This window comes from Rhizobium sp. BK049 (assembly GCF_014193135.1).
Lineage (GTDB): Bacteria > Pseudomonadota > Alphaproteobacteria > Rhizobiales > Rhizobiaceae > Rhizobium.
This window is the reverse complement of sequence record NZ_JACHYV010000019.1, coordinates 1-25,381: the sequence shown is the minus strand read 5'-3', so window position 1 is coordinate 25,381 and position 25,381 is coordinate 1. Positions and strand designations below refer to the sequence as shown.

At 60.9% G+C, this 25,381-nt stretch carries 25 protein-coding genes and 1 pseudogene; 7 read left to right on the top strand and 19 right to left on the bottom strand.

Going from position 1 to position 25,381, the window contains the following annotated elements:
• Positions 1–34 precede the first annotated feature (34 nt).
• From FHT70_RS19540 to FHT70_RS19500, 9 genes are all read right to left on the bottom strand, one after another.
• Positions 35–1,759 carry an ABC transporter substrate-binding protein gene (locus tag FHT70_RS19540; protein WP_183704147.1) on the bottom strand — a complete coding sequence of 575 codons (1,725 nt, stop codon included), beginning with the start codon at positions 1,757–1,759 and terminating at the stop codon, positions 35–37.
• A gap of 77 nt (positions 1,760–1,836) precedes the next feature.
• Positions 1,837–2,118, bottom strand: coding sequence for a DUF2160 family membrane protein (locus tag FHT70_RS19535; RefSeq protein WP_097599743.1), 282 nt, complete (start codon positions 2,116–2,118; stop codon positions 1,837–1,839).
• Positions 2,119–2,131: 13 nt separating this feature from the next.
• Positions 2,132–2,959: a carbohydrate ABC transporter permease gene (locus FHT70_RS19530; RefSeq protein WP_085781430.1), complete on the bottom strand. Its 828-nt coding sequence runs from the start codon at positions 2,957–2,959 to the stop codon at positions 2,132–2,134.
• A 14-nt stretch (positions 2,960–2,973) separates the two neighbouring features.
• The gene (locus FHT70_RS19525) at positions 2,974–3,840 is read right to left on the bottom strand and encodes a sugar ABC transporter permease (RefSeq protein WP_085781429.1); all 867 of its coding nucleotides are present in this window, start codon (positions 3,838–3,840) and stop codon (positions 2,974–2,976) included.
• Between the two features lie 3 nt (positions 3,841–3,843).
• A complete protein-coding gene (locus FHT70_RS19520) occupies positions 3,844–4,914 on the bottom strand; it encodes an ABC transporter ATP-binding protein (RefSeq protein ID WP_097599745.1) in 1,071 nt (356 codons plus the stop codon).
• Between the two features lie 9 nt (positions 4,915–4,923).
• Complete coding sequence (locus FHT70_RS19515; RefSeq protein ID WP_183704144.1) at positions 4,924–6,021, bottom strand: ABC transporter ATP-binding protein; 1,098 nt, start codon at positions 6,019–6,021, stop codon at positions 4,924–4,926.
• 41 nt (positions 6,022–6,062) lie between these two features.
• Complete coding sequence (glpD, locus tag FHT70_RS19510) at positions 6,063–7,577, bottom strand: glycerol-3-phosphate dehydrogenase (protein ID WP_183704141.1); 1,515 nt, start codon at positions 7,575–7,577, stop codon at positions 6,063–6,065.
• A 121-nt stretch (positions 7,578–7,698) separates the two neighbouring features.
• Positions 7,699–8,472, bottom strand: coding sequence for a DeoR/GlpR family DNA-binding transcription regulator (locus FHT70_RS19505; protein ID WP_085781425.1), 774 nt, complete (start codon positions 8,470–8,472; stop codon positions 7,699–7,701).
• Positions 8,473–8,579: 107 nt separating this feature from the next.
• Complete coding sequence (locus FHT70_RS19500; RefSeq protein WP_183704138.1) at positions 8,580–9,497, bottom strand: DMT family transporter; 918 nt, start codon at positions 9,495–9,497, stop codon at positions 8,580–8,582.
• A gap of 73 nt (positions 9,498–9,570) precedes the next feature.
• Between FHT70_RS19500 and FHT70_RS19495 the strand changes: the two genes are divergently transcribed.
• A complete protein-coding gene (locus FHT70_RS19495; RefSeq protein WP_183704135.1) occupies positions 9,571–10,500 on the top strand; it encodes a LysR substrate-binding domain-containing protein in 930 nt (309 codons plus the stop codon).
• A gap of 60 nt (positions 10,501–10,560) precedes the next feature.
• Here FHT70_RS19495 and FHT70_RS19490 read toward each other — a convergent pair whose 3' ends face one another.
• The 5 genes and pseudogenes from FHT70_RS19490 to FHT70_RS19470 all read right to left on the bottom strand — a co-directional run bounded on the left by FHT70_RS19490 (position 10,561) and on the right by FHT70_RS19470 (position 14,510).
• Positions 10,561–11,028 (bottom strand): GNAT family N-acetyltransferase, encoded by a 468-nt coding sequence (locus tag FHT70_RS19490; RefSeq protein ID WP_183704132.1) that lies wholly within the window; start codon positions 11,026–11,028, stop codon positions 10,561–10,563.
• Positions 11,029–11,105: 77 nt separating this feature from the next.
• Positions 11,106–11,627 (bottom strand): DUF992 domain-containing protein, encoded by a 522-nt coding sequence (locus tag FHT70_RS19485; protein WP_183704130.1) that lies wholly within the window; start codon positions 11,625–11,627, stop codon positions 11,106–11,108.
• A 326-nt stretch (positions 11,628–11,953) separates the two neighbouring features.
• Positions 11,954–12,118, bottom strand: a complete 165-nt coding sequence (locus FHT70_RS19480) for a DUF1328 domain-containing protein (RefSeq protein ID WP_003571841.1) — start codon at positions 12,116–12,118, stop codon at positions 11,954–11,956.
• Between the two features lie 98 nt (positions 12,119–12,216).
• Positions 12,217–12,805: pseudogene (locus FHT70_RS19475) on the bottom strand (hypothetical protein).
• Positions 12,806–12,887: 82 nt separating this feature from the next.
• On the bottom strand, positions 12,888–14,510 hold the full coding sequence (locus FHT70_RS19470) for an ABC-F family ATP-binding cassette domain-containing protein (protein WP_183704128.1): 1,623 nt from the start codon (positions 14,508–14,510) through the stop codon (positions 12,888–12,890).
• Positions 14,511–14,651: 141 nt separating this feature from the next.
• Between FHT70_RS19470 and FHT70_RS19465 the strand changes: the two genes are divergently transcribed.
• On the top strand, positions 14,652–14,981 hold the full coding sequence (locus FHT70_RS19465; RefSeq protein ID WP_183704126.1) for a DUF6665 family protein: 330 nt from the start codon (positions 14,652–14,654) through the stop codon (positions 14,979–14,981).
• A gap of 105 nt (positions 14,982–15,086) precedes the next feature.
• Positions 15,087–15,956, top strand: coding sequence for an aldose 1-epimerase family protein (locus FHT70_RS19460; protein WP_183704124.1), 870 nt, complete (start codon positions 15,087–15,089; stop codon positions 15,954–15,956).
• An 82-nt stretch (positions 15,957–16,038) separates the two neighbouring features.
• On the opposite strand, the gene FHT70_RS19455 is transcribed toward FHT70_RS19460, so the two are convergent.
• Both FHT70_RS19455 and FHT70_RS19450 read right to left on the bottom strand, forming a co-directional pair.
• On the bottom strand, positions 16,039–17,622 hold the full coding sequence (locus FHT70_RS19455) for a DHA2 family efflux MFS transporter permease subunit (protein ID WP_183704122.1): 1,584 nt from the start codon (positions 17,620–17,622) through the stop codon (positions 16,039–16,041).
• Between the two features lie 24 nt (positions 17,623–17,646).
• Complete coding sequence (locus FHT70_RS19450; RefSeq protein ID WP_183704120.1) at positions 17,647–18,831, bottom strand: HlyD family secretion protein; 1,185 nt, start codon at positions 18,829–18,831, stop codon at positions 17,647–17,649.
• A 136-nt stretch (positions 18,832–18,967) separates the two neighbouring features.
• Between FHT70_RS19450 and FHT70_RS19445 the strand changes: the two genes are divergently transcribed.
• Positions 18,968–19,615, top strand: a complete 648-nt coding sequence (locus FHT70_RS19445) for a TetR/AcrR family transcriptional regulator (protein ID WP_097599755.1) — start codon at positions 18,968–18,970, stop codon at positions 19,613–19,615.
• Positions 19,616–19,671: 56 nt separating this feature from the next.
• Here the strand turns inward: FHT70_RS19445 and uxuA are convergent, their stop codons facing one another.
• Together uxuA and FHT70_RS19435 are read right to left on the bottom strand one after the other, a co-directional pair.
• The gene (gene uxuA, locus FHT70_RS19440; protein ID WP_183704117.1) at positions 19,672–20,859 is read right to left on the bottom strand and encodes a mannonate dehydratase; all 1,188 of its coding nucleotides are present in this window, start codon (positions 20,857–20,859) and stop codon (positions 19,672–19,674) included.
• Between the two features lie 45 nt (positions 20,860–20,904).
• Positions 20,905–21,627 carry a GntR family transcriptional regulator gene (locus tag FHT70_RS19435; protein WP_183704115.1) on the bottom strand — a complete coding sequence of 241 codons (723 nt, stop codon included), beginning with the start codon at positions 21,625–21,627 and terminating at the stop codon, positions 20,905–20,907.
• 186 nt (positions 21,628–21,813) lie between these two features.
• On the opposite strand from FHT70_RS19435, the gene FHT70_RS19430 reads away from it, so the two are divergent.
• The 3 genes from FHT70_RS19430 (at position 21,814) to FHT70_RS19420 (ending at position 24,116) form a co-directional block, all read left to right on the top strand.
• A complete protein-coding gene (locus FHT70_RS19430) occupies positions 21,814–22,200 on the top strand; it encodes a DUF2934 domain-containing protein (RefSeq protein WP_097599758.1) in 387 nt (128 codons plus the stop codon).
• Between the two features lie 34 nt (positions 22,201–22,234).
• Positions 22,235–22,483, top strand: coding sequence for a hypothetical protein (locus FHT70_RS19425; RefSeq protein ID WP_183704113.1), 249 nt, complete (start codon positions 22,235–22,237; stop codon positions 22,481–22,483).
• Positions 22,484–22,841: 358 nt separating this feature from the next.
• Positions 22,842–24,116 carry an O-antigen ligase family protein gene (locus FHT70_RS19420; RefSeq protein WP_097599760.1) on the top strand — a complete coding sequence of 425 codons (1,275 nt, stop codon included), beginning with the start codon at positions 22,842–22,844 and terminating at the stop codon, positions 24,114–24,116.
• On the opposite strand, the gene FHT70_RS19415 is transcribed toward FHT70_RS19420, so the two are convergent.
• The coding region (locus FHT70_RS19415) for a nucleoside-diphosphate sugar epimerase/dehydratase (RefSeq protein WP_183704111.1) at positions 24,092–25,381 on the bottom strand (1,290 nt) is incomplete at its 5' end. The two genes, FHT70_RS19420 and FHT70_RS19415, sit on opposite strands and share 25 nt — an antisense overlap.

Sequence of the window (25,381 nt, the reverse complement as noted above, 5' to 3'; positions counted from 1 at the left end):
CCGGAGACCTTGTCGCCTCCGGCCACGGTCCGCCTTACTTCTTCTGCCAGCTCTTGACGAGCTCGTCGTAGTTGACGGTCTGCGGCTTTTCCTTCTCGTTTTCGATCTTCAGCTGCGGTGCAAGGTTGCCCTTCTTCACCGCATCCGCGTTCCAATAAGCGAGATCATGCTCTTCGGCGAGTTTCGGGCCGATATCGCCCTGGACCTTGGCGCGTTCCAGGCGCTGCAGCACCTTTTCCTGTTCGGAGCAAAGCGAGTCCATCGCTTCCTGCGCTGTCTTGGCGCCGGAGGAGGCGTCACCGATCGCCTGCCACCACAGCTGCGCGAGCTTCGGATAGTCAGGAACGTTCGTACCGGTCGGCGACCACTGCAGGCGGGCCGGCGAACGGTAGAATTCGATCAGGCCGCCGAGCTTCGGCGCGCGATCGGTGAAGGACTTATGATCCAGCGTCGACTGGCGGATGAAGGTGAGGCCCATGTGGCTCTTCTTCACGTCGACAGTCTTGGAAGTGACGAACTGGGCATAGAGCCAGGCCGCCTTGGCGCGATCGACAGGCGTGGACTTCATCAGCGTCCAGGAGCCGGCATCCTGATAGCCGAGCTTCATGCCGTCCTTCCAGTAGACGCCATGCGGGCTCGGGGCAAAACGCCATTTCGGTGTGCCGTCGGCATTGACGACCGGCAGGCCTTCCTTGACGAAGTCGGCCGTGAAGGCCGTGTAGGTGAACATCTGCTGGGCAATTTCACCTTGCGACGGGACCGGTCCGGATTCGGAGAAGGTCATGCCCTGAGCGGCAGCCGGTGCATAAGCCTTCATCCAGTCCAGATACTTCTGGATCGAATAGACCGCTGCCGGGCCGTTGGTATCGCCGCCGCGCGCAACGCACGAACCGACCGGACGGGAGTTCTCGTCGACCTTGATACCCCATTCGTCGACCGGCTTGCCGTTCGGAATGCCCTTGTCGCCGTTGCCGGCCATCGACAGCCAGGCATCGGTGAAGCGCCAGCCTAGCGATGGGTCCTTCTTGCCGTAGTCCATGTGGCCGTAGACCTTCTTGCCGTCGATCTCGCGGCCGGTGAAGAACTCGGCGATATCCTCATAGGCAGACCAGTTGACCGGCACGCCGAGATCGTAGCCGTACTTCGCCTTGAAGTCCGCCTTGTTCTTCTCGTCGTTGAACCAGTCGTAACGGAACCAATAGAGGTTCGCGAACTGCTGGTCCGGCAGCTGGTAGAGCTTGCCATCAGGCGCTGTCGTGAACGACTTGCCGATGAAGTCGTCGACGTCGAGGCCGGGATTGGTGACATCCTTGCCTTCATTGGCCATCCAGTCGGTCAGCGAGCGGGCCTGCTGGTAGCGCCAATGGGTGCCGATCAGGTCCGAGTCGTTGATATAGGCGTCATAGATGTTTTCGCCCGACTGCATCTGCGTCTGCAGCTTTTCGACAACATCGCCTTCGCCGATCAGATCGTGGGTGACCTTGATGCCGGTGATCGCGGTAAAGGCCGGAGCCAGCACCTTCGATTCATAATCATGCGTGGTGATCGTTTCGGAAACGACTTTGATGTCCATGCCGGCGAAGGGCTTCGCGGCATCGACGAACCACTGCATTTCCTTTTCCTGGTCGGCGCGGGAAAGCGTCGAGAGGTCGCCGACTTCCTTGTCGAGGAACGTCTTGGCCTCGTCCATACCGGCATAGGCCGATGCTGTCATCGCCAGCAGCAAGCCTGCTGTCGTCGTCAATAAGTGCCGTCGCATAATATCCTCCCAGGGTTTGCGATTGCAGTTACGTCTCAGGCGGCCAGTACCCCCGGCCATCTGTCTTCTCCTTGCCGTTACACGTAGCGGAACACGCCGATGGCATAGACTACGGAAATGGCAAGAGCCCACCACAGGTTGGGCCCAGCGAGCCCAAGCCATGCAAGATGAATGAACGCTGCGCCAAGCAGCGAAATGAAGAGCCGGTCGCCGCGCGTCGTCTCGAAACGCAGCACGCCCGTGCGCGGCGTGCCGCCCGGCGAAAAATATTCCCAGACGCTCATGGCGATGAGCAGCGTAAGGATCGTCAGGAAGAAGAGCGCCGTCGGCAGCGTCCAGGCCATCCAGGTAAAATTCATGGCCGTCTCCTCCTCAGACGCGGCCCAGGGCAAAGCCCTTGGCGATATAGTTGCGAACGAAATAGATGACGAGCGCGCCGGGGATGATGGTGAGCACGCCGGCTGCCGCCAGTACGCCCCAGTCCATGCCGGCCGCCGAAACCGTGCGCGTCATGATCGCCGAGATCGGCTTTGCCGCGGTCGTCGTCAGCGTGCGGGCCAGCAGCAGTTCGACCCACGAGAACATGAAGCAGAAGAAAGCGGCGACACCGATCCCGCTTGCAATGAGCGGCATGAAGATCTTCACGAAGAAGCGCGGGAAGGAGTAGCCGTCAATATAGGCGGTTTCGTCGATCTCCTTCGGCACGCCAGACATGAAGCCTTCGAGGATCCAGACCGCAAGCGGCACGTTGAACAGGCAGTGGGCGAGCGCCACGGCGATATGGGTATCGATCAGCCCGAACGCGGAATAGAGTTGGAAGAAGGGCAGCGCAAAAACCGCCGGTGGCGCCATCCGGTTAGTGAGCAGCCAGAAGAACAGGTGCTTGTCGCCGAGGAAGCGGTAGCGCGAAAAAGCGTAGGCCGCCGGCAGCGCCGCAAGCACTGATATAACAGTGTTCATCACCACGTAAATGATCGAGTTGATGTAACCGTTATACCAGGACGGATCGGTGAAGATGACGGCGTAGTTCCGGAGCGTCGGGTTTTGCGGCCACAGCGAGAAGGCGCCGGTGATCTCGGCATTCTCCTTGAAGCTCATGTTGATCAGCCAGTAGATCGGCAGGAGCAGAAAGAGGATGTAGAGCGTCGTAACCACCCAGGAGAGGTTTCCGGCGGGCTTGTATTTCCTTGTCGAACCCATGGATCTCTCCTTTCTCAGGCGTTGGCGTCGCTGCTGGTCATGACAGTGTAGAAGATCCATGACAGCAACAGGATGATCAGGAAGTAGATGATCGACATCGCCGCGGCGGGGCCGAGATCGAATTGCCCGACGGCCATCTTCACGAGATCGATCGACAGGAAGGTCGTCGAGTTGCCGGGACCGCCGCCGGTGACGACGAAGGGCTCGGTATAGATCATGAAACTGTCCATGAAACGCAGGAGAACGGCGATCAGCAGCACCCGCTTCATCTTCGGAAGCTGGATGTAACGGAATACGGACCAGCGCGAGGCGCCGTCGATCTTGGCGGCCTGATAATAGGCGTCCGGGATCGAGACGAGGCCGGCATAGCAGAGCAGCACGACGAGGCTCGTCCAGTGCCAGACATCCATGACGATGACCGTGACCCAGGCGTCGACCGGATCGCGGACGTAGTTGTAATCGAGGCCGAGCCCCTCGAGCGTATGGCCGAGCAGGCCGATATCGACGCGTCCGAAGACCTGCCAGATAGTGCCGACGACATTCCACGGGATAAGCAGTGGCAGCGCCATCAGAACGAGGCAGACCGGAACGCCGATGCCCTTCTTCGGCATGTTGAGAGCAATGAAGATGCCGAGCGGAATCTCCAGCGCCAGGATGATGAAGGAGAAGAGCAGGTTGCGCTCGAGCGCTTCCCAGAAGCGGTCGGAATGCAGCGTCTGAACGAACCAGTCGGTGCCTGCCCAGAAGAACTCGTTATTCCCGAACGTATCCTGAACCGAATAGTTGACAACAGTCATCAGCGGGATGACGGCCGAAAAGGCGACGAGCAGCAGCACCGGCAGGACCAGAAACCAAGCTTTGTTGTTCCACGTCTTCTGCATGGCTCAGGCCTCCCTGCCGACGCGCCAGCTGTCGGCGTAAATGCTGATGGCGGACGGATCGAAGGTGACGCGGGCATCTGCGGGGATGTCGGCATCCTCATGCACGACGATCGCAATTGGCTGGCCGGCGAAGCGGGCGCGGACGATCTTCTGCCGGCCGATATCCTCGACCTTGGTGATGTTGACCGGCATGCCTTCCCGCCCGAGGCGGATGAATTCGGGGCGGATGCCGAGCTCGGTCTTGGAACTGCCAGCGGTCTTCGGCGCGTAGTCCAGCGTCAAAACCTCGTCTCCGACCTTGACGGCGCTGCCTTCGACCCTGGCGGGCATGACGTTCATACCGGGCGAACCGATGAAATAGCCGACGAAGGTGTGGCTCGGCCGCTCGAAAAGCTCGGCCGGCGTGCCGATCTGAACGATCTGGCCGTCATACATGACGACGACCTTCTCGGCGAAAGTCAGCGCCTCGGTCTGGTCGTGGGTGACGTAGACCATGGTGAAGCCGAACTGCTTGTGAAGCCGCTTCAGTTGCGAGCGCAGCACCCATTTCATATGCGGGTCGATGACGGTCAGCGGCTCGTCGAACAGGATGGCGTTGACGTCGTTGCGCACCAGGCCGCGGCCGAGAGAGATCTTCTGCTTCTGGTCGGCCGTCAGCCCTTGCGCCTTGCGCTTGGCCCAGCCGGCAAGGTCGATCATCTCGAGAATGTCGCGGACGCGGCGGTCGACATCGGCCTCCGCCACGCCGCGGTTGCGCAGCGGAAAGGCGAGATTATCGTAAACGGTCATGGTGTCGTAGATGACCGGAAACTGGAAGACCTGGGCGATGTTGCGGCTCTGCGTCGACAGGTTCGTCACATCCTTGCCGTCGAAGAGGATGCGACCGTGCGAGGGCTGCAGCAGACCCGAGATGATGTTCAGGAGCGTGGTCTTGCCGCAACCGGAGGGGCCGAGCAGCGCATAGGCGCCGCCGTCGTTCCACTCGTGGTCGACTTCCTTCAGCGAATAATCCTTCTCCGTCTGCGGATTAGCTCCGTAGGCGTGGCGGATATGGTCGAGCGTAATGCGTGCCATTGTGCTCTCCTATACCTTTCCGGCTTCAGCGGTAGCGCGGCCAATCGTGGCAATGGCGCCGCCATCGGCGCCGAAGGCCAAGAGGTGGCGCGTGTCGAGAAAGGCCTCTATCTCCATGTCCGGGTCGATGTCGTGAATGCCGTGGGCGAGCATCACCCAGCGCACGCCGTCATAGTCCAGGTGAACAAAGCTCTCCGAGCCGGTGATCTCCGAAACCAGCGTGCGCGCCTGCAGGCGGGCAGCCTCACCGGTCTGCGGTTTGAAGCCGAGGTGATGCGGGTGAAATGCGACAGTCACCGGCCCGTCCGGCACGGCAGCCAGATGCGGGGGAACCGGAAGTGCCGCTCCGCCCGGACGCGTAAAGACGTTGTCCGATTTGGTCACGTCGAGGATATTCAGCGGCGGATCGGCAAAGATGCCGGCTGTGGTGAGATCGGCGGGGCGGCGGTAAACATCGATCGTTGGCCCGAACTGGGTTACCCGGCCTTCGTTCAGTGTAGCGGTGTTGCCGCCGAGCAGGAGCGCCTCTGACGGTTCGGTCGTCGCATAGACGAAGATCGCGCCGGATTGGGCAAAGATCTTCGGCAGTTCCTCGCGCAGTTCCTCGCGCAGCTTGTAATCGAGGTTGGCAAGCGGCTCGTCCATCAGAACGAGGCTGGCATTCTTGACGAGCGCACGTGCAAGCGCGGTGCGCTGCTGCTGGCCGCCGGACAGATTGAGCGGCGTGCGATCGAGATAGGGCGTCAGCTTCAAAAGTTCGGCCGCTTTGCGCACTTCGCGGTCGATGGTAGCGGCATCCTTGCCCGAGATGCGCATCGGCGAAGCAATGTTCTCGTATACCGTCAGTGCGGGATAATTGATGAACTGCTGGTAGACCATGGCGACATTGCGCTTCTGCACCGGCATGCCGGTGACATCGGCGCCGTCGAAATGGACGGAGCCGGCGGTCGGACGATCAAGCCCGGCCATCAGCCGCATCAGCGACGTCTTGCCCGACAGCGTCGGCCCGAGCAGGACATTCAACGTGCCCCGCTCAAGGACCAGATCGGTCGGATAGATATGATAGTCCGCGCCCACCATCTTGGCGGCGTTTCGCAGTTCCAGCATTCCGATTCCCCTGCCTCCACGCAGCGGGGACCACATGCCGCCTATCCGGCCATCGCCGGTATGGCAGCCATGTACTCCTCCAGTGACTGGGCCTGCTCCTTCGATAGGCGCAGACCATCCTTTGTTCTCCTCCACAGCACGTCTTCGGCGTGCCGGGCCCATTCATGCTCGACGAGATATTTGACCTCGGCCTCGTAGAGATCGCCGCCGAACAGCCGTCCGAGGTCGTCATGGCCGCGGGCAGCGCCGAGCAATGTCACAGCACGGGTGCCGTAGCGGCGCACCAGCCGGCGGGCGTGTGCATCGGCAAGGAACGGATAGCGCCGCTTCAGACCGGCGACCTCCGCCTCGTAGCCACGGACCGGGAAGTCGCCGCCGGGCAGATGGCTTTTGGCTGTCCAAGGAGCACCCTTGACACCGATCGCGGCGCCGATCTTCTCCAGCGCATGTTCGGAAAGCCGGCGATAGGTGGTGAGCTTGCCGCCGAAGACGTTGAGCAGCGGCGCGGCCCCGGCTTCGTCCTCCAGCTTCAGCACATAATCGCGCGTCGCTTCCTGCGCCTTCGAGGCGCCGTCGTCAAAAAGCGGCCTGACTGCCGAGTAGGTCCAGACGATGTCCTCCGGCCTGACCGGTTCCTTGAAATATTCCGACGCGGCATTGCAGAGATAGACCGTCTCCTCCTCGGAGATCCGGACATCTTTGGGATCGGCGGTGTAGTCGCGGTCGGTGGTGCCGATCAGGGTGAAATCGCCCTCATAGGGGATGGCGAAGATGATGCGGTTGTCGGGATTCTGGAAGAAATAGGCACGAGGGTCGTCGAACTTCTTCCTGACGACGATATGGCTACCCTGAACGAGACGAACGTGGTGGGCCTCGTTCTGGCCGAAGGCGGAACGAATGACATGATCGACCCAGGGACCGGCGGCATTGATCAGCATGCGGGCCTGATGGCTGTCATTGCGGCCAGTGACCGTATCGGTCGTTTCAATGTGCCAGAGTCCATTCTCCCGTCGCGCCGACACTACTTTGGTGCGCGGCATGATCGTCGCCCCTTTGTCGGCAGCGTCGCGGGCGTTCAACACGACCATGCGGGCATCATCGACCCAGCCGTCGGAATATTCGAACGCCCTGGTGAACAGCGCCTTCAGCGGCTTGCCGGCCGGGTCCTTGCGCATGTCGAGCACTGAAGTCGCAGGCAGCAGCTTGCGGCCGCCGAGATGGTCGTAGAGGAAAAGGCCGAGCCGGATCAGCCAGGCCGGGCGAATGCCGCCCTTGTGATACGGCAGTACGAAGCGCAGCGGCCAGATGATGTGCGGCGCCATCGCCCAGAGGATCTCGCGCTCCATCAGCGATTCACGCACCAGGCGGAATTCATAATGCTCGAGATAACGCAGGCCGCCATGAATCAGCTTGGTGGCGCCGGACGAGGTGCCGGAGGCGAAATCGTTCATCTCCGCCAGCGCGACGGAATAGCCGCGCCCGACGGCGTCGCGCGCAATGCCACAGCCGTTGATGCCGCCGCCGATGACGAATATGTCGTGTATCTCCCGGCCCAATTGCCCCCTCCGAGCCCGCTGCCAATTTCGCATCGCACAAATTCTGCGCGATTGCGAAAGTGAGAACAGTTAAAACGAAAGGAATGCGAATGTCAAACGAATGTTTGCTCCATTCGCATGACTAACGCGATCTGGTGCTCGTTTCGATCAGCTTCACATTGTTTTCGAGGCAGAGATTGCGGATAGACGGTACCGGACAGTGGTCGGTGATGAAGGTATGGACCTGGGAAAGCTGGCCGATCCGAACCGGCGCGGTGCGTTCGAACTTCGTCGAATCGGCAACGAGGATGACATGCCGGGCATTGGCAATAATCGCCTGGGCGACCTTCACTTCGCGAAAATCATAATCGAGAAGCGCCCCGTCGATATCGATCGCTGATGCGCCGATGACGGCATAATCGACCTTGAACTGGCGGATGAAATCGACCGCCGCTTCGCCGACGATGCCGCCGTCCGAGCCGCGTACGACGCCGCCGGCGATCACCACCTCGATTGCCGGAAAGAGACGCAACCTGTTGGCAACGTTGATGTTATTGGTGATCACCATCAGCTCGTGATGATTGGCGAGCGCCTCGCCCACCGCTTCCGTCGTCGTTCCGATGTTGATGAAGAGCGAGGCCCCGCTCGGGATCAGCTCGACTGCCGCCATACCGATTGCCTGCTTCTCGGAAGCGGCAATCTGCCGCCGCGCCTCGTATTTGACGTTCTCCGTTCCGCTTGGAAACGTGGCGCCGCCATGGATGCGTGTCAGCACCTGGGCATCGCAGAGATCGTTCAGATCCTTGCGGATCGTTTGCGGCGTAACCGAAAAGCGGGAGGCAAGCTCCTCGACCAGAACCCTGCCGCTCGATTTCGCAATCGCCACGATTTCAGTTTGTCGGTCGGTCAAGAACATCGGTGCCCCTTTCGCTCTGCTTTCGTTTTTAAATAAAGCGAACGGCGGCGCAATGCCTATTTGTCAGCGAGACTTCGTCACCTTGATGTGGCGGCGGTCCGATGCACCTATCTTTTCCGCATCACATTGACGACGAGCACGCCGAGGATCGCCATGACGCCGCCGGCAGCACCGAGTGCCGTCGGCGTCTCGCCCAGCCAGACGAACCCGATCAGCGTTGCGACCGGCGGGACGCCGTAGAGAAAATTCGAGGCGCGAGCGGCCGTCAGCCGCTTCAATGCGATGGCCCAAGTGAGATAGCCGATCGCAGTCGGGAAGATGACGAGATAGGCAACGCCCCAATTGACCTCTGCCGGCGCCGCGGCCAGCGCGCGGATCGTTGACGGGACGGCCGGAAACAGCGGCACGGAGCCGATCAACAGGATCCAGGCGGTGACGGCAAGCGCCGGCAGGCGGGCGAGCAGCGGCTTCTGCAGCACGCTGGCGATCGCCGAGCAGAGCGCTGCGCCGAGGATCAGCACGGCGTTCGGATCGAGCTTGAAGCCGCCGTCGGAGGAAAGCGCAATCAGCGCCACGCCGCCGAAGGAAACCGCGGTGCCAACCCACCCCCAGCGGCCGAAGCGCTCACTAAGCACGATTGTGGCAATCAGGGCTGTGAAGACGGGCATGGTATTGATGATGAAGCTCGCCGGCCCCGCCGCCACAGTCTGCTCGCCGGTGTTCAGGAGAACCGCATAGGCAGCGATGAAGAGGACGGCAGCCACCGAGAGGCGGAGGAAATCACGCTTTTCCGGCATCGGCCGGTAGGTGGCGAGATAGAAAAGGGCGAGGACGCCTGCCGCCACATAACGCGCCGTTGCCAGTTCGATCGGCGTCAGCGGCCCGAGACAGATACGGATCACCACGAAGGAAGAGGCCCAGAAGAGAATGGTGACGACAATCGCAGCAAAGGCGATCAGATCGAAGCCGCTTTGCTGTTTTGCCGAAACTGGTGCGCTTGCCGCCATGCTCATGTTCACCTCCATATGTGCTTGCGACAATGAATAAGGCTTTCGATGCATGCTTGAAAAGCACCGCAATCGATGATCAAATGTGAGCATGGTTCACAGCTCGCCAGTGCTCCCCCCGCTCGATACGCTCGAGACCTTTGCCCGCGCCGCTCGGCTCGGATCGTTTTCGGCCGCGGCCGAGGAAAGCGGAATCACCCATGGCGCCGTATCGCGGCAGGTCTCGCGGCTCGAGCGCTGGATGGGTGTGCGGCTCTTCGCGCGTGAAGCTCGCGGTGTGCGCCTCACCCCGGAGGGAATGCGCTTCTTCGTCCGTGCCGAGGAAGCCCTTTCCCTGCTCGGTAACACCGGCGAGCGCTGGCTGCCACGGCCGAACAAGGCGGTAGTGCGCCTTTCAGTTACTCCGTCCGTCGCCTCTCTATGGTTGTTTCAGCGCCTGGCAAAGCTCGAAGGAAATGAGCTGCACGTCGAATTGACGCTCGAACACCGCCTGGCGGACTTCGGCGAAGGCACGGACCTTGCCATCCGCTGCGGCAAGGGACCATGGGCCGGTGTGCGCGCCCTGCCGCTCTGGCAGGAGAAATCTTTTCCGATCGCCTCACCGGCAATGGCAGCACAACTCGGGCAACGCTCGGATGCTCTTTCGCTGCTCGATCTGCCGATCCTTCACGACTCCAATATCGAAGGCTGGCGCCGCTGGCTAGCGCGTGAGGGTGTCGACTATACGCCGCGCGGCCAGGACCGACGCTTCGAGGATTACAATCTGGTGGTCGACGCCTGCGCCCAAGGGCTCGGCATTGCGCTTGCACGGCCGCCGCTGTCGGATGCCGCGCTAGCCGCCGGGCGCGTCGTCGCAGTGTCACAGCGTACCCTCGATTCCCATGTCGCTTTTCACCTGATCCGGCCGGACGATGCATTGAGAAGTCCTGCCATCGAATTCGCGAGCCGCTTCCTACGCGAAGCCGGCCATGACGAGGCGGCGATCAACGCCTTTATCGCACCCGGCAAGCCGAAAGCGTAAACAGAAAACGCGCCGCCGCGCACATTCCTCAGCCGCCTGTAGGTGCTTCGGCTACGCGGCTCACTCCATAGGAAACTTCAGCCGCATTTCCTTCGCCAGTTCGAAGCCAGCATTCCGATAGACCGGCTCCCCCACATCCGAGGCATGAATGACGTCAGTCGTGCAGCCGATGGATTTCAGATAATCGACGGCCTTATTCGTCAGCGCCAAAGCGATGCCGCGCCGACGGAAGGCTTCGGCGACATAGACGGACCAGATGTAACCGTGCAACCGCTGTTCCGGCCGAATGACTTCCGGAAACGGCGATTGGTGCAGCTGGCAAGATACGGAACCAGCGATTTCGTCGTCCACAATGGCCAGGAACGAGGCAAGGCGCCGCTCCTCGCGACCGCTTCTCAAGAACGACAATATCCGCGCCACCGCATCCGGCCTGTAATGTTCGGGCGGCGTGCCATAGCTGTCCCAGATTTTCAGATAGTGCCCGACCAGGATCTCATCCTCGTCGGGCGTAGCAACTCGGATATCCATCGTTTCGTCGCCAGCAAGCCCAATCCAATAATCGCGTGACGCCCCCGCTGCGTCGCGGCAGGGGGCGACAAAACCCGTCAATCCGCCGGGGTCAGTGTCATCGACGCGCTGCCGGCCGCAACATTCAGGCCCAGCTGGCCGGTCAGGCTAACCGTCTGCAGATGGATTGAACCGGAGGTGCCACCGACCAGGAGGTTGGCGCCGACGCCGGCACCAACCGTCGCCTCTGCGCTGGCACCGACATAAAGTCCGGCGAGCGACCCGCGATGATAACCAGCCGTTGGCGCAAACACCGCCCAGATCAGACGACTGCGCGTGGTGAAGCCGAGATCGACGCCAAGCTTTCGAATTTCGCCGGTGTAGTGATCGAAAAGCTCATTGCCGACAATTGACTGAAAGACACAATCGGCTTCCTTGGACGAACCGAGCACATATCCCGTGCCGCCGCCGATATCGCAAGTGAGATAACCGATCTTCACGCCATTGCGCAGGTCCGGCTCTTCATAGGTTCTGGTGACGGGGTCGGCGGCATTGGCCGCCCCCGCGCCGACAAACGTCAACGATACCGCGGCAAACGCCGTCGCAAGAGTTTTTGTCATAAGTCTCTCCTTCTCAAATCGTGACGGGAACACCCGGCTGGCGGCACCGGATATCGCAGGGGACCGCGGAGCAATCCCGGACGGCGCCGTTTTCGCATCGCGTGTCAAAGCGCGTGGGAGGGCGCAAGCGACAGCCCACGGTTCAGCCCCATTGGGACATTTCGAAGGCATATGCGACTTGCATGCGGCCTTTCACGATCTTGTTAGGGATGGTTGCACAAAAAGCACATTCGCTCGAGGCGAGTTTCCGCCGGCCGGTGAGGGCCGTCAACAAAAGCAAAGCCCGGTGATAGATATCACCGGGCTTTATACTTGATCAATCTTCACTATACTCTGCGCATGAAGCGCATGACAAGCGAGACGACGAACAACACCAGGAAAATGAAGAACAGAACCTGGGCAATGGAAGCTGAAGCCCCTGCGATGCCGCCAAATCCGAGGACACCGGCAATCAAGGCCACAACGAGAAACACCAGAGCGTAGTAAAGCATCGCAATCTCCTTTTACGTTGCTGCGGAGATAACGGCGACCGCCCGTTTTGGTTCCCTCACCCTCATGGCTGGCAGATGGAACGTCGCATCGGCGTCGTTCAGCCGAAATGAAAGACGCCGCTGTACATCCGGTCGCCTTCAGTCGGTTCGGGAGGTTCGGCCGCATCGAGATACGTCTTGAGCGGCCCGGTCAGCACGAACCAGACACTTGCCCCCAGCATGAAACAGGCGCCCACCGGATCATCGATGCGGGCGATGAAGGGAAGGCAGGCGGATGAAAACAGCACGATGATCCGCACCGACCATTCCGCCTCCCGTTTGGCGACGGCCCGCGCCCTCGAGGACTTGTATTCCCGGGCGCCATAAGCGCTTCCGCCTGCCTTGACCGCCGAAAGCAATTTTTTGGCTGAAGGCAGGGCCAGCATGATCAGCGCGGCGATGCTGAGCGCGAAAGGCTTGCCTGTCATAACCTGTCCGCTGGCAATCAGGAGAAAGGATAGCACGACGAGATTCCAGGTCGGCTCCAGCAGCTCCGGCGACTGCCGCGTACGGATGTGCCACTGCCGCAGCAAGCCTGCCGCGCCGTTCAATAACGGCTGATCGATATGACGATTGATCCAGTCCATGCTGATGTGCCCGCCCCGATTGTTTTAAGAAGGCCCGAACACCACGGAAATTGGTCATCATCGTGGCAGAGAGCCGGCAATATCGGCCGGCGCTATTCTTCGCTCACATGAACGGCCCTCACAGCCGGCGGAAAAATAGCCGTTCAGCTCCGAAGTCCGGGCGCCTCGTGGCCGGTGCGCGCTACATATTCCGTATAGCCGCCGCCATATTGGTGGATGCCCTCCGGCGTCAGCTCCAGCACCCGGTTAGAGAGCGCTGCCAGGAAATGCCGGTCGTGGGATACGAACAGCATGGTGCCCTCATATTGCGACAGCGCCTTGATCAGCATTTCCTTGGTGTCGAGGTCGAGATGGTTGGTCGGTTCGTCGAGCACGAGCAGGTTCGGCGGGTCGAACAGCATCATCGCCATGACCAATCGGGCCTTCTCGCCGCCAGACAGCACCCGGCACCTTTTCTCGACATCGTCGCCGGAAAAGCCGAAACATCCGGCGAGCGCCCGCAAAGGCCCCTGCCCGGCCTGGGGAAACCGATCTTCCAGCGATTGGAAGATCGTGCGCTCGCCATCGAGAATATCCATCGCATGCTGGGCGAAATAACCCAACTTGACGCTGGCGCCGAGAGCGACACTGCCTTCGTCGGGCGTTGTGGTGCCCGTCACCAGCTTCAGCAACGTCGATTTGCCCGCGCCGTTGATGCCCATGATGCACCAGCGTTCCCGCCGCCGCACCATGAAATCCAGCCCCTCATAGATGCTTCGGCTGCCATATTTCTTATGGACGTTCTTCAAGCTGATCACGTCCTCGCCGGAGCGCGGCGCTGGCTGGAATTCGAACGCGACCGACTGGCGGCGCTTGGGCGGCTCCACCCGGTCGATCTTCTCCAGCTTCTTCACCCGGCTCTGCACCTGCGAAGCATGCGAAGCGCGCGCCTTGAACCGCTCGATGAACTTGATCTCCTTGGCGAGCATCGCCTGCTGGCGCTCGAACTGGGCCTGCTGCTGCTTTTCGTTCTGCGCCCGCTGCTGCTCGTAAAATTCATAGTCGCCGGAATAAGAGGTCAGCGAGCCGGCATCGATCTCGAGGATCTTGTTGACGATGCGGTTCATGAACTCGCGGTCGTGCGAAGTCATCAGCAGCGCACCCCCATAGCCCTTGAGGAACTCTTCAAGCCATATCAGGCTTTCGAGATCGAGATGGTTGCTCGGTTCGTCGAGCAGCATGACATCAGGGCGCATCAGCAGGATGCGGGCAAGCGCCACACGCATCTTCCAGCCGCCCGACAGCGCACCGACATCGCCGTCCATCATCTCCTGGGTGAAGCTCAGGCCCGCAAGCACTTCGCGGGCTCGGCCGTCGAGCGCATAACCGTCCAACTCCTCGTAACGCGCCTGCACCTCGCCGTAGCGCTCGATGATCTCCTCCATGTCGCCGGCTCTCTCGGGGTCGACCATGGCCGCCTCCAACTCCCGCAGCTCAGCGGCAACGACGCTGACCGGCCCGGCGCCGTTCATCACTTCGGCGACGGCACTGTGGCCCGCCATTTCGCCGACGTCCTGGTTGAAATAGCCGATCGTGACGCCCTTCTCGCAGGAGACCTGGCCCTCGTCGGGCTGCTCTTCGCCGTTGATCATCCGGAAGATCGTCGTCTTGCCGGCGCCGTTCGGGCCGACGAGGCCGATCTTCTCGCCTTTGTTGAGAGCGGCCGACGCCTCGATAAAGAGGATCCGGTGGCTGAGCTGCTTGCTGATATTCTCGATACGAATCATGGTCTGCTATGGGCCTGAAAGAAAGTTACGGCGCCCTTACCACGCGCGGAAATGGCGGGAAAGGTCCATTGCCCTGCCCTCTCGATCTCGAAGACCGGATTGGATAAGGTTGTCGCCTGCGCTGATAAGGAATCCGTGCCCATGAGCGTTCGGCCGCCGCAATCTTTCAGACAATCCCAGGAGGATAGGAACGGCCTCAACGTCCTCGAATACGAGCTGATGTCGGAGCGCGCCGATTCACTCGGGCGTCACGGGCTGAAGGTGGAGGCGGCCCTCGCCGCCCTGAAAGCTTGGACCGGCGAACGCCAAAGCGCGCAGGAACGCGAGAAGCTTCTCAATGACGCCTCCGATGCGGTCTGGGCATTCTTCATCCAGCGTGAAATCTGCGGAATGAGAAACAACCGCGACGCCATTCAGCGCTATGGAATTCCGAACGAAGTGATCGCAAGGTTGGGCGCGATACGGAAGTAACGAATGAGCACCAGCTGGCGTGTGATTACCAACCTCACCGATTGAGTAGAAACTCACGGTGCGGAAATGAGATGACTTGGTACCAACCTACGAAAGGGAATTGCGATGCCAGCCTCAATCCGGATCGGCAATCAGGACCTCACCGTCGATGTCTCCTCCCTCGGCGCCGAGATGCAGGCGCTTAAATCAAGCGACGGACGCTCCTGGCTATGGACGGGCGACGCCGCCTTCTGGACCGGGCGTTCGCCGATCCTGTTTCCGATCGTCGGCAAGGCCCCGGACGACAAGATCGCAATCGACGGCACGATCTATCCGATGGCCCAGCATGGTTTTGCCCGCCGCAGCGAGTTTTCCCTCGCGGCATCCGCGGCAACGATGTGCCGGTACGAGCTTGCCGCCTCGGAGAGTACCCGGGCGGTCTATCCGTTCGAATTCCTGCTGGCCGTGGAGCATGCGGTAGAAGGCCGGGCGCTGACCGTCAGCGCCGAGGTGACCAACCGCGACCGGAAGACGATGCCCTTCGGGCTTGGATTCCACTCCGCCTTCGCCTGGCCGCTGCCCGGCGCTACCGGACGCGCCCACATCATCACGCTCGACAATCAGGGCGAGCCTGAACTCGTGCGGCTGGCGGGCGGCCTTATCAATCCCCCAGCGCTGCCTTCGCCGTTTCATGCCGGACGTCTGGTTCTGGATCACGCGATGTTCGAGCAGGATGCGATGATCTTCCCCAAGGGTGCGGGCGAAGGGCTGCGCTACGGGGCCGAAGGCGGGCCAAGCCTGCGGTTCCGCTTCGAAAACCTGCCCAACCTCGCTCTCTGGACCAAGCCGGGCGCGCCCTTCCTCTGCGTCGAGCCGTGGCACGGGACGGCTGCGCAGGCCGGAGCTTCGAGCGAACTCTCGGAACGGCCCTCGACGACGCTGCTTGCACCGGGCGCTGTTGCGCGTTTCGCCTTCACGGTCGAGATCGGCCAGTAGCGTTCACGTGTGAACGCCCTCCTTCGCATGGCGTGCAAAGGAGGGCTTTCCCCAAGGAGGATCTTCCTGCGGTGTCCGGGTTTCAATGGGCGCCCGCACCGCCGCCGGCCTGAGGCTTTTTGGTGAGGAGCAGGGCAAATGCCGCCACTGCAAGCACCACGCCGATGACAGCGAAAGTATCGCTGAAGCCCAAGATCAATGCCTGGCGCTTGACGATCTGGCCAATCGCAACGACCGCCTTTTGCGATGCGACAGCCGGATCGGTGACGCCATGCTGGATGAAGTAGCCGGAAAGCTTGCCCAGGCGATCGCGAACTTCGTCACGGCTCAGCGTAATCGACTGACCGATGATATTGGAATGGAACTGTTCGCGCTTCGTCAGGATGGTGCCGAGAGAGGCGGTGCCGACCGCGCCGCCAAGATTGCGCAGCATGTTGGTCAGGCCAGAGGCGGCGGCGGCATCTGATGGAGCAATGCCGGCCGTCGTAATGGCTGTGATCGGGGTCAGCACCAGGGCCTGGCCAACGGCACGGACAATATTCGGGATCCAGAACTGGTCGCCGGCATTGTCGGCCGAAAGCATGATGTTCATGAAGCAGCTGATCGCGAAGATCGAGATACCGAGGAAGCCGATATAGCGTGCGTCGAAACGCTTCATGAGAACAGGCACCAGCGGAATAAGCAACAACTGCGGCAGGCCGGTCCAGGCGAGCACGTTGCCGATCTGCTCGGCATTATAACGCTGCACCTGACCGAGATATTGCGGCAGGATATAGACTGTGCCAAAGAGCGCGACGCCGACCAGGACGTTGACCAGCACGCCGATGCCGAAATTGCGCTGAGTGAGCAGCCGCAGCTTGACCAGCGGCTTCTTGACCGTCAGCTCGATCCAGATGAAGGCGGCGAGAAAGACGAAGGCGACAAGGCTGAGCTTGACGATGAAGGGCGAGGAGAACCAGTCTTCCTTGTTGCCTTCCTCCAGCACGGTCTGCAGCGCCGAGAGGCCGACCGCCATGGTAAAGATGCCGGCCCAGTCGCCTTCCCTCAGAAGGTGGAGCTGCATTGGCTGCTTTTCCAGCGTCAGGGCGAGAGCGGCCGCCATAACGAGGCTCGGGATCGTGTTGATGAAGAAGATCGTCTGCCAGCCATAATTCTCCGTCAGGTAGCCGCCGATCGTCGGGCCGATGGCCGGGGCGAAAGTTACCGACAGCGCGAAGATCGCGAGCCCCAGCGGCTGCTGGGTCTTCGGCAGTTTGGTTAGCACCATGGTGAAGGCCATGGGGATCAGTACGCCACCGGCAAAGCCCTGCAGGCCGCGCAGCAGGATCATCGTGCCGAGATCATGCGCGAAGGCACAAGCCATTGAAAACAGCGGAAAGAGAATGGAATTGACGAGGATATAGCGGCGGAACGAGAAGACATTGCTGAAATAGGCCGTCAGCGGAATGACGACGATCTCCCCGATCAGGTAGGAGGTCGATATCCAGGCGCCGTTGTCGACGCCCGTTCCGATGCCACCCTCGATGTCGAGGAGGGAGGCATTGGTGATCTGGATGTTGAGGATCGCCATAAAGGCGCCGATCATGCCGGCGAGAACGGCGATCCATTCCTTGGTGCCGGCGCCCGGCTGCGATATGGGGGCGGCTGTTGCTGCGATGGTGGACATGACACGATCTCCTAATCCCCGCGCCTAACTGCGGTCGGCATCGGCCTTGGTGTCGATGCTCGGTTGAACGGACATGCCGGGTCGCAGGTCGCCATTGGCGGCTTCGCCGTCCAGCACGATCTTGACCGGAATGCGCTGAACGACCTTGGTGAAGTTGCCGGTCGCATTGTCGGGAGGAAGAAGCGCGAATTCCTGGCCGCTTGCCGGAGCAAGGCTATCGACATGGCCCCGATAGATGCGGCCTGGGAAAGTATCGACCTCGATATCCACCGGCTGGCCGGCGCGAACATCGGTCAGCTGCGTTTCCTTGTAGTTGGCGATCACGTAGACCGCGCTCGTGGGTACAACCGACATCAGCTGGGTGCCCGCCTGCACGTACTGGCCGACCCGCAGCGTCCTGTTGCCGACGGTGCCGTCGACAGGGGCGGTAATCGTTGCATAGGAGAGGTTCAGTTCAGCCTGATGCTGGACGGCCCGGTCATGGGCGAGCGTCGCCTTCGCCTGGGCGAGTTCGGCATTGAGAAGGTCGACCTGCTTGACGGCGGCATCCAGCGCAGCATTATCGCGTACAATGGTCGCCTGGGCGGCGGCGATGGCGGAAGCGGCCTGCTGCGCCGTCTGAACCGGCGCATAACCGCTGGTGGCGAGATTGGCGTAACGCTTGTTGTTCTGTTCGGCGAAGGTCTCGTTTGCCTTGTCGACCTCGACCGTGGCGCGGGCTGCGGCAATCGTCGACTGCTGAATATCGAGCGAGGCCTGCTTGGCATTGAGCGTCGCCTCGGCAGCGGCGACATCGGCCTTGGCCTGATCGAGAGCGGCACGGAAATCGCGATCATCGATGCGTGCGAGCGGCTGACCCGCCCTGACCACCTGGTTGTCGCCGACGAGCACTTCCGCAATGTAGCCCGAAATCTTTGGCGCGACAGTCGTATTGTCGGCCTTCACATAGGCGTCGTCGGTGGAGATCTCGAAGCGGCCGACGGTCCAGTAACTATGGCCGTAATAACTGGCGGCGGCGATAAGGGCGATGGCCGTCGCGCCCAGCAACAGTCCGCGGCCACGGCGCTTGCGGGCGGGAGGCTCCAAAACGGGGGCAGCTTCGACGATGCGTGGCGTGTTGCCGGCATCAAGGGTTGCCGGCGCGGCCTCCGCCGTGGTTTCGGTGACAGGCGCGTTGTTGTTCAGGGCCTGCAGCGTACTAATGGACATTGCCTTTCTCCTATTACTGGTCGCTGTCGCTACCGGCTGCGGCCTTTAAATTCACGTCAGTTCCACTTTTGGAAACTTGTTGTTTTCCAAAATATGCTCTATAAAATCGGTGTCAACAAGAATTTGGAAAATAGTCATGGTCCAAAATCACGAAATCGAGAAGAGACCGCGAGGACGACCGCAAGTCCGCTGCGACGACGATACGAGAAGCGTGATCATCGAGGCGGCTAACCGGCAGTTCCACGAGAATGGTTATGCCGCGGCAAGCATCGCCGCGATCGCGCAAGGGGCTGGTGTCTCGACCAAGACGCTCTACCGGCTGTTTCCGACCAAGGCGGATCTGTTTTCCGAGATGATCATCGAGCGGACGGGGCGCTTCCTCATGTCGCTCGATCCCGGAACGCTTGCGGTATTGGACCTCAGGCAAGGGTTGGAGCGCATGCTGACGGCCTATGGCATGCTGACGCTCTCGCTGGACACGATCACCGTGACCCGGCTCGTCATCAGCGAGTCCGACCGCTTTCCCGAAATCGCCACGACCTTCTATGAGAAAGCGATCGTCAGGACCAACGCGCTGATGGAAGACTGGCTGCGTAGACAGATCGATCGCGGGCTGATCGCACTCGACGATCCACATGCTGCCTGCGGGATGCTCCGTGGGATGATGATCATGGAGCCGCAGCGCGCCGCGATGCTGCGCCAGCAACAGCCGCCGGGGATCGAGGAGATCGCCGCGAGGGCGAAGATGTGCACGGATCTGTTCCTGAAGGGTTGCGCGCTCTGAAGTGTCGCTTGGGCTCCAGAGCGCAATGATTTCTGTGCCAGGCGACGCCAATCCCCTCAGGTCGGCGGGGCGTCCAGCGCATGCAGGATGCCGCGAAGCTCGGCAAGGCCGCGCATGCGGCCAATGGCGGGGTAGCCGGGCGTGACCGTTTTGTCGAGATCGTCAAGCATGCGGTGGCCATGGTCCGAGCGGAAGACGATGGTGTCTTCGGGAGCGCGGCGGCTGTCTTCTGCAACCAGTTCGCGGAGAACCGCGACCATGTCGACATCACCTTCCAGATGCGCGCTTTCGTGGAACGTCCGACCGTCGCCTTCACGCGTCGTTGCACGCAGATGCGCGAAGTGGATGCGCGACGCGAACCGCCGGGCGATCGCCGGCAGGTCGTTGTCGGCGCGCACGCCGAGGCTGCCGGTGCAATAACACATACCGTTCGCCGCCGACGGCACTGCATCGAAGAGAGCGGCATAATCATCGGCCGTCGAGGCGATGCGCGGCAGGCCGAAGAGCGAGCGCGGCGGATCGTCGGGATGCAGCGTCAGCTTGACGCCGCGTGCTTCGGCCGCCGGCGTCACCGCCTCCAGAAATTCGATCAGGTGCCGGCGCAGCTTTGCGGCATCGATGCCGCTATAGGCGACAAGCTTTTCCCGGAAGGCCGGAATGGTAAGGGGCTCGGTCGTCGAGCCGGGAAGGGCCGAGGCGATAATGCGGGTGAGGTCGGCGACCTCCTCCTCCGACATGGCCTCATAGACGACACGCGCCCGTTCGCGATCCTCATCGGAATATTGCTGGGCCGCACCCGGCCGTTCCAGAATAAAGAGGTCGAAGGCTGCAAAACGCTCATGATCGAAGCGCATGGCGGTGGCCCCTGTCGGCGTCACGAAATCGAGGTCGGTGCGAGTCCAGTCCACGACAGGCATAAAATTATAGCAGACGATCGGAATGCCGCAGGCGGCGACCGCTTCGAGGCTGGCGATCCACGCCTCGATTTCAGCCTTCGCCTCCCCGCCTCTGCGCTTGACTGCATCAGGGATCGGAATGCTTTCGACGACCGACCAGACGAGTGGCGAGCGGTCCGCCGGCGTCGTCTCGATCAGAGACTGGCGTTCGCGCACTTCCCTTTCCGTCCAGGCCCTGCCGATCGGCACTTGATGGAGCGACGAGACGATATTGGTCGCGCCCGTCTGACGGACATCATCCAGCGTCACCGGCGCTTCCGGTCCGAACCATCTCCAACCCTGTCGCATCCTTCTTCCTTCCCTCGCCTCTTCGTTTTCGCGGTGATTCTGCCGTCAGCAGAAATAATCGGGGTAACGCGAGCGCAGCTCATCGACATCGGGAATGACGGCGCTCAAGTGATGGATCATCGCGCCGCGCGCAGCCGCAGCATCATGGGCGGCGAGCGCGTCGCGAATGACGATGTGTTCGCGGACCACATTGTCCATGCGTCCAAGCGCCGGCAGCGCCAGCCGCCGCGCCCGGTCGATCTGCACCTTGACCGTCTTCAGAATTGCCCAGATGCCGGGATAACCTGCTATCTCAGCGATCGCCTCATGAAAGGCCTCGTCTTCCTCATGAAAGTTCGAGGCGTTGCCGGCCGCGGCATGCGACCGCTGCCGGAAGATGATCGCATCCAGATGAGCAATATCGGCAGCGCTGGCGGTTTCGGCCGCAGTCTCGACGGTCGTACCTTCGAGCGCTTTGCGCACGACCACCGCCTCGGGGATCGACGCGACAGGCACACGCGACACGACCGTGCCTGACTGCGGATAGATGTCGACCAGCCCGCCCTCGGAGAGCCTGAGCAGTGCCTCGCGCACCGGTGTGCGGCTCACCCCGAAATCGTCGGCGATCCGCTTTTCCTGCAGCAACAGGCCAGGCGGCATCCTGAGCGAGACGATGTCGGCATAGAGACGTTCGTATATGGCACCGGCCGTGGTGACGCGGCGCAACTTCGGGCCGACTTCCTGGGAAATCGAAACTGCAAGCGCTTGGGCTTCCGAGGACTGCCGCATAGTCGAGACCAGTGATCGTGTTCTGGCATACTAGTATATCAGCTGCGACACCCTGCCAAGGCCTGCGAAGGAATGGATTACATTTGGAGGTTGGGGTCGTTTGACCATGCGTTTCGATGCTGGTCGAGACTGTTGGTTGGAACTTAGATCAGCCGAATTGGTTGAGAACCAATCAAGGAGGCGCCGATGAAGAACCCGGTACGACGCACAAAAAATGAAGACACGACCGACGACACGCGGCTGAAGAAATCTTCCCTCGCCGGTGCGCGGAAAGGGAAGATGGCGCGGCAAGCCACACACGAAACCGGCCCGGCGGTGCTCCGCGAGGAGGAGATCCGGAAAAGAGCACATGCGCTGTGGGAGAAGGAAGGCAGGCCGGAGGGCAGGCATCGGGATCACTGGATTCGGGCCGAGCATGAGCTCGATGCGCAATATGGCGGGGCCGACAATCCTCCCAAGCTCGAAGCGCTGCGAGAGGCCGCACGCGAACATAGCGATGCCTTCCTGGTCAAGACGGATCTCGAAGACGCGGACCAACGCGAAGCCTCACCCGGCACACGCGAGCAGGAATAAGTTGCTGTCTTCAATGCAGGAAAGGTCTCCCGATATGGTCGATAAAAAGGACTTGGACGCCGGATTTACCGGCACACCCGTCGAGCCCCCGGAAGGACTGGCCAAAGTTGCCCAATCGGCGGCCAGCGGGGTGAAACGTGAGGTCTATGCAGTCACGGCGGGGGCTAGAAACCACCCGCACACCGCAAGCGCATTGCTCACTATTGGTATTCTCGCATTCGGATTCGGCTATTTCCTCGGCCGGTCATCGTTGGAAAGCGCGCCGCGTCCATATTGGCGATAGCTCCAGGTACCAAAAGTGGCTGCGCGACTGGCGCGTCGCTGTCCTATAACCGCCGGCCAGTTCGGTTGGAATGGCGAGAGATTCAGATCCTGTACCTGCAGGCGTTCCCTGATAGCGGGAATGCGCCGCCAGATGACAAAGCTTCTCAATAGGCTCGCACCTCAAACGTGTTTTCTGTTCGGAACAGCTTTGCTATTGCAGACTTGCGACCGTCGTCGAGCAGAAGCAACGAGCATCCGAATCTGCTGTTGCCGGAATACGACAGTGAAAAAAGCGCAGGTTACTCCTGCCTTCACGGCTTGACAGCGGTGACAACGGTCCTTAGCGAGGCTGGAAAGCGACACGTCAGGGCTACCAAGTGAATTATTTCAGGCAACTCGTGATTGCGGTGCTACATCCCGGGAACGGGTCTGGAAGCGCGCTTGATCGAACCAATGGCATTGCGGTCTTTCTCTTTGCAATCCTGCCCGGACTTTCACCTAACTTCAACTCCTTCATCCTACTCGGGTCGATGCTATCCGGCCTCTATTGCCTGGCAAGAGCCCGCTTTCCTTTGAACCTGTCGAAGTCCGACCGAGTGGTTGCCATTTGCATGACGATTTACCCTGTGGTGATGATCGTCAGCATATTCGTCAATCCGCCTTTCTCGGAAGAACTGGATTGGATTTTCCGGCTCCTGCCGTTCTTTTCGATCTGGCTGATCTTGCCGCGCATGCGTCAATCTCCCGATGGCCGCCTTGTGCCGCTCTTTATCCTCGGCGCGGGTCTCGGCATGATCGTTACTTTTCTCTTCAGTCTGCTTCAGGTCCTATTCCTGATGCCCAGGGCGGAGGCGGGAACCTCGAACGCGGCGCTGCTGGGCGTTATCGGCGTGCTTTTCGGCGGCGTCGCGCTACTCAATCTTCAATCTCCCAAAAGCATGGAGCAAAAGATCGCGATATTGGGATATGCCGCGGGTCTGGGCTGCGCGCTGCTTTCCGGAACGCGCTCGGCCTGGCTGGTCATCCCCGTCCAGCTGGTCATCTTCCTCTGGTATTTTCCCAAAAACCGATTTCATGTCAGTCTGCGCAGCCTCGCCATCACCGGCTCGGTATTGTTGCTGGGACTTCTCGCCTTGGGCAGCGACCAGGTTGTCTATCGCGTCCGTGAGCTCCAGGACAATCTGTCATCGCTCGAAAGCACCAATGGCGATATCACCTCGCTGAGCGCGCGGGTTGCTCTCTACAAGGGCGCCCTATCGGCAATCACCAAGGATCCGTTCACCGGCTATGGCCCGCAAAACCGGATGGCTGCTGTCCTGGCAGAAGTCCCCGAGGGCCTAAGGCCGCAACTGCCCTATTCACATGTCCATAACGGCTTTCTCACAGCGGGAATCGACGCCGGCCTTGTCGGCATCGCAGCGCTTTCATTGCTGCTCCTCACACCCGTGATCGGTGCGTGGAAAAAGGAACCTGGCCCTGGCCGGGATCTAGCCATAGCGCTCGCTCTCCTGCTGACCAGCAGCTACATTATAACCGGCAGCTTCGGTATCATGTTCAACCAAAAAGCGCTGGATCCGATCTTCGCCTATATGGTCGCTCTTATTTGCGCGGACCGGGGCAGCACGCGTTATGCACCTGTCGTGCGAAGCTGATTTCCTGCGCCCGAGGCTAGCGCGTTGACATCTTCATGCGCCGGACTGGTTTCGCCGCCGGTGAACGCAAGATCGGAAACTTCACCCGTTGAGGAATAGCCGGAAACAAGTTCTGCCAGGGTCGCGCGGGCCGCGATCATGTCGTTTCGATCCAATGCCGCATTGAGCGAATTGAGCTTCTTCGAAAGTTCCGGCCACAACAGGAAGTCCTCGCGCGCCTTCATGATTCGCGGATGTTCGGTTGTCTCGGGGTTATCCCCGATCAACAATTCTTCATAAAGCTTCTCGCCGGGCCTCAAGCCGGTAACGGAAAGCTCGATGTCCCCTTCGGGATTATCCACGTCCCGGACGGTCAATCCGGACAGTTCGACCATCTTGCGGGCGAGATCCGCAATGCGGACGGGCTCGCCCATATCGAGCAGGAAAACATCGCCGCCCTCGGCCATGGCGCCCGCCTGGATGACAAGTTGCGAGGCTTCCGAAATGGTCATGAAGTAGCGGGTTATTTTCGGATGCGTCAGGGTAACCGGACCGCCTTCCTTGATCTGCTGCCGGAACAGTGGCACGACGGATCCGGACGAACCAAGGACGTTCCCGAAGCGGACCATCGAGAAGTTTGTCCGCAGTCTGTCAGCGGTCAGCTCTGCCGCAAGCGCCTGCAGCACCATCTCCGCCAGCCTCTTGCTGGCGCCCATCACATTCGTCGGACGCACGGCTTTGTCGGTGCTGATCAGCACGAAATTCGAGACGCCGCATCTATTTGCCGCACGTGCGGTGATCAATGTCCCCATGACATTGTTCTTGATGCCTTCGACGGCATTGTGTTCGACGAGAGGCACATGCTTGTAAGCGGCGGCGTGATAAAGCGTCTGCGGCCGCCAGCTCTGCATGATATGTTCCATGCGATCCTCGTCGCGGACGGAACAAAGGATCGGCACGATCTGCAGGCTCTCATGCTTGTAAACTTCGGCCAGCTTCAGCAATTCGGCATGGATATTATAAAGCGCAAACTCGTTCTGATCTATGAGGATAAGGCTCGAAGGCGCATTGCGCAGAATCTGGCGACATAACTCGCCGCCTATAGAGCCGCCGGCGCCCGTAACCATGACCACCTTGTTGCGCATTGCCTTGTCGAGCAGCTCTTGCCGCGGCGCAACCGCTTCCCTGCCCAGCAGGTCTTCGATCTCCAGCTCACGAATATCGGAGACCGCGACTCGTCCCTGAGCCAGCGCGGTGAGATCCGGCAATGTCCGGACGTTCACCCT

Coding starts and splice junctions, on each gene's coding strand:
- FHT70_RS19505 (WP_085781425.1), bottom strand. CDS start 8,472: ATGTTCTTGACCGACCGACAAACTGAAATCGTGGCGATTGCGAAATCG.
- FHT70_RS19445 (WP_097599755.1), top strand. CDS start 18,968: ATGGTCCAAAATCACGAAATCGAGAAGAGACCGCGAGGACGACCGCAA.
- FHT70_RS19530 (WP_085781430.1), bottom strand. CDS start 2,959: ATGGGTTCGACAAGGAAATACAAGCCCGCCGGAAACCTCTCCTGGGTG.
- FHT70_RS19460 (WP_183704124.1), top strand. CDS start 15,087: ATGCCAGCCTCAATCCGGATCGGCAATCAGGACCTCACCGTCGATGTC.
- FHT70_RS19425 (WP_183704113.1), top strand. CDS start 22,235: ATGGTCGATAAAAAGGACTTGGACGCCGGATTTACCGGCACACCCGTC.
- FHT70_RS19480 (WP_003571841.1), bottom strand. CDS start 12,118: ATGCTTTACTACGCTCTGGTGTTTCTCGTTGTGGCCTTGATTGCCGGT.
- FHT70_RS19455 (WP_183704122.1), bottom strand. CDS start 17,622: ATGTCCACCATCGCAGCAACAGCCGCCCCCATATCGCAGCCGGGCGCC.
- FHT70_RS19540 (WP_183704147.1), bottom strand. CDS start 1,759: ATGCGACGGCACTTATTGACGACGACAGCAGGCTTGCTGCTGGCGATG.
- FHT70_RS19525 (WP_085781429.1), bottom strand. CDS start 3,840: ATGCAGAAGACGTGGAACAACAAAGCTTGGTTTCTGGTCCTGCCGGTG.
- FHT70_RS19495 (WP_183704135.1), top strand. CDS start 9,571: ATGGTTCACAGCTCGCCAGTGCTCCCCCCGCTCGATACGCTCGAGACC.
- FHT70_RS19490 (WP_183704132.1), bottom strand. CDS start 11,028: ATGGATATCCGAGTTGCTACGCCCGACGAGGATGAGATCCTGGTCGGG.
- FHT70_RS19515 (WP_183704144.1), bottom strand. CDS start 6,021: ATGCTGGAACTGCGAAACGCCGCCAAGATGGTGGGCGCGGACTATCAT.
- FHT70_RS19500 (WP_183704138.1), bottom strand. CDS start 9,497: ATGGAGGTGAACATGAGCATGGCGGCAAGCGCACCAGTTTCGGCAAAA.
- FHT70_RS19435 (WP_183704115.1), bottom strand. CDS start 21,627: ATGCGGCAGTCCTCGGAAGCCCAAGCGCTTGCAGTTTCGATTTCCCAG.
- FHT70_RS19450 (WP_183704120.1), bottom strand. CDS start 18,831: ATGTCCATTAGTACGCTGCAGGCCCTGAACAACAACGCGCCTGTCACC.
- FHT70_RS19520 (WP_097599745.1), bottom strand. CDS start 4,914: ATGGCACGCATTACGCTCGACCATATCCGCCACGCCTACGGAGCTAAT.
- FHT70_RS19465 (WP_183704126.1), top strand. CDS start 14,652: ATGAGCGTTCGGCCGCCGCAATCTTTCAGACAATCCCAGGAGGATAGG.
- uxuA (WP_183704117.1), bottom strand. CDS start 20,859: ATGCGACAGGGTTGGAGATGGTTCGGACCGGAAGCGCCGGTGACGCTG.
- FHT70_RS19535 (WP_097599743.1), bottom strand. CDS start 2,118: ATGAATTTTACCTGGATGGCCTGGACGCTGCCGACGGCGCTCTTCTTC.
- FHT70_RS19485 (WP_183704130.1), bottom strand. CDS start 11,627: ATGACAAAAACTCTTGCGACGGCGTTTGCCGCGGTATCGTTGACGTTT.
- FHT70_RS19430 (WP_097599758.1), top strand. CDS start 21,814: ATGAAGAACCCGGTACGACGCACAAAAAATGAAGACACGACCGACGAC.
- FHT70_RS19470 (WP_183704128.1), bottom strand. CDS start 14,510: ATGATTCGTATCGAGAATATCAGCAAGCAGCTCAGCCACCGGATCCTC.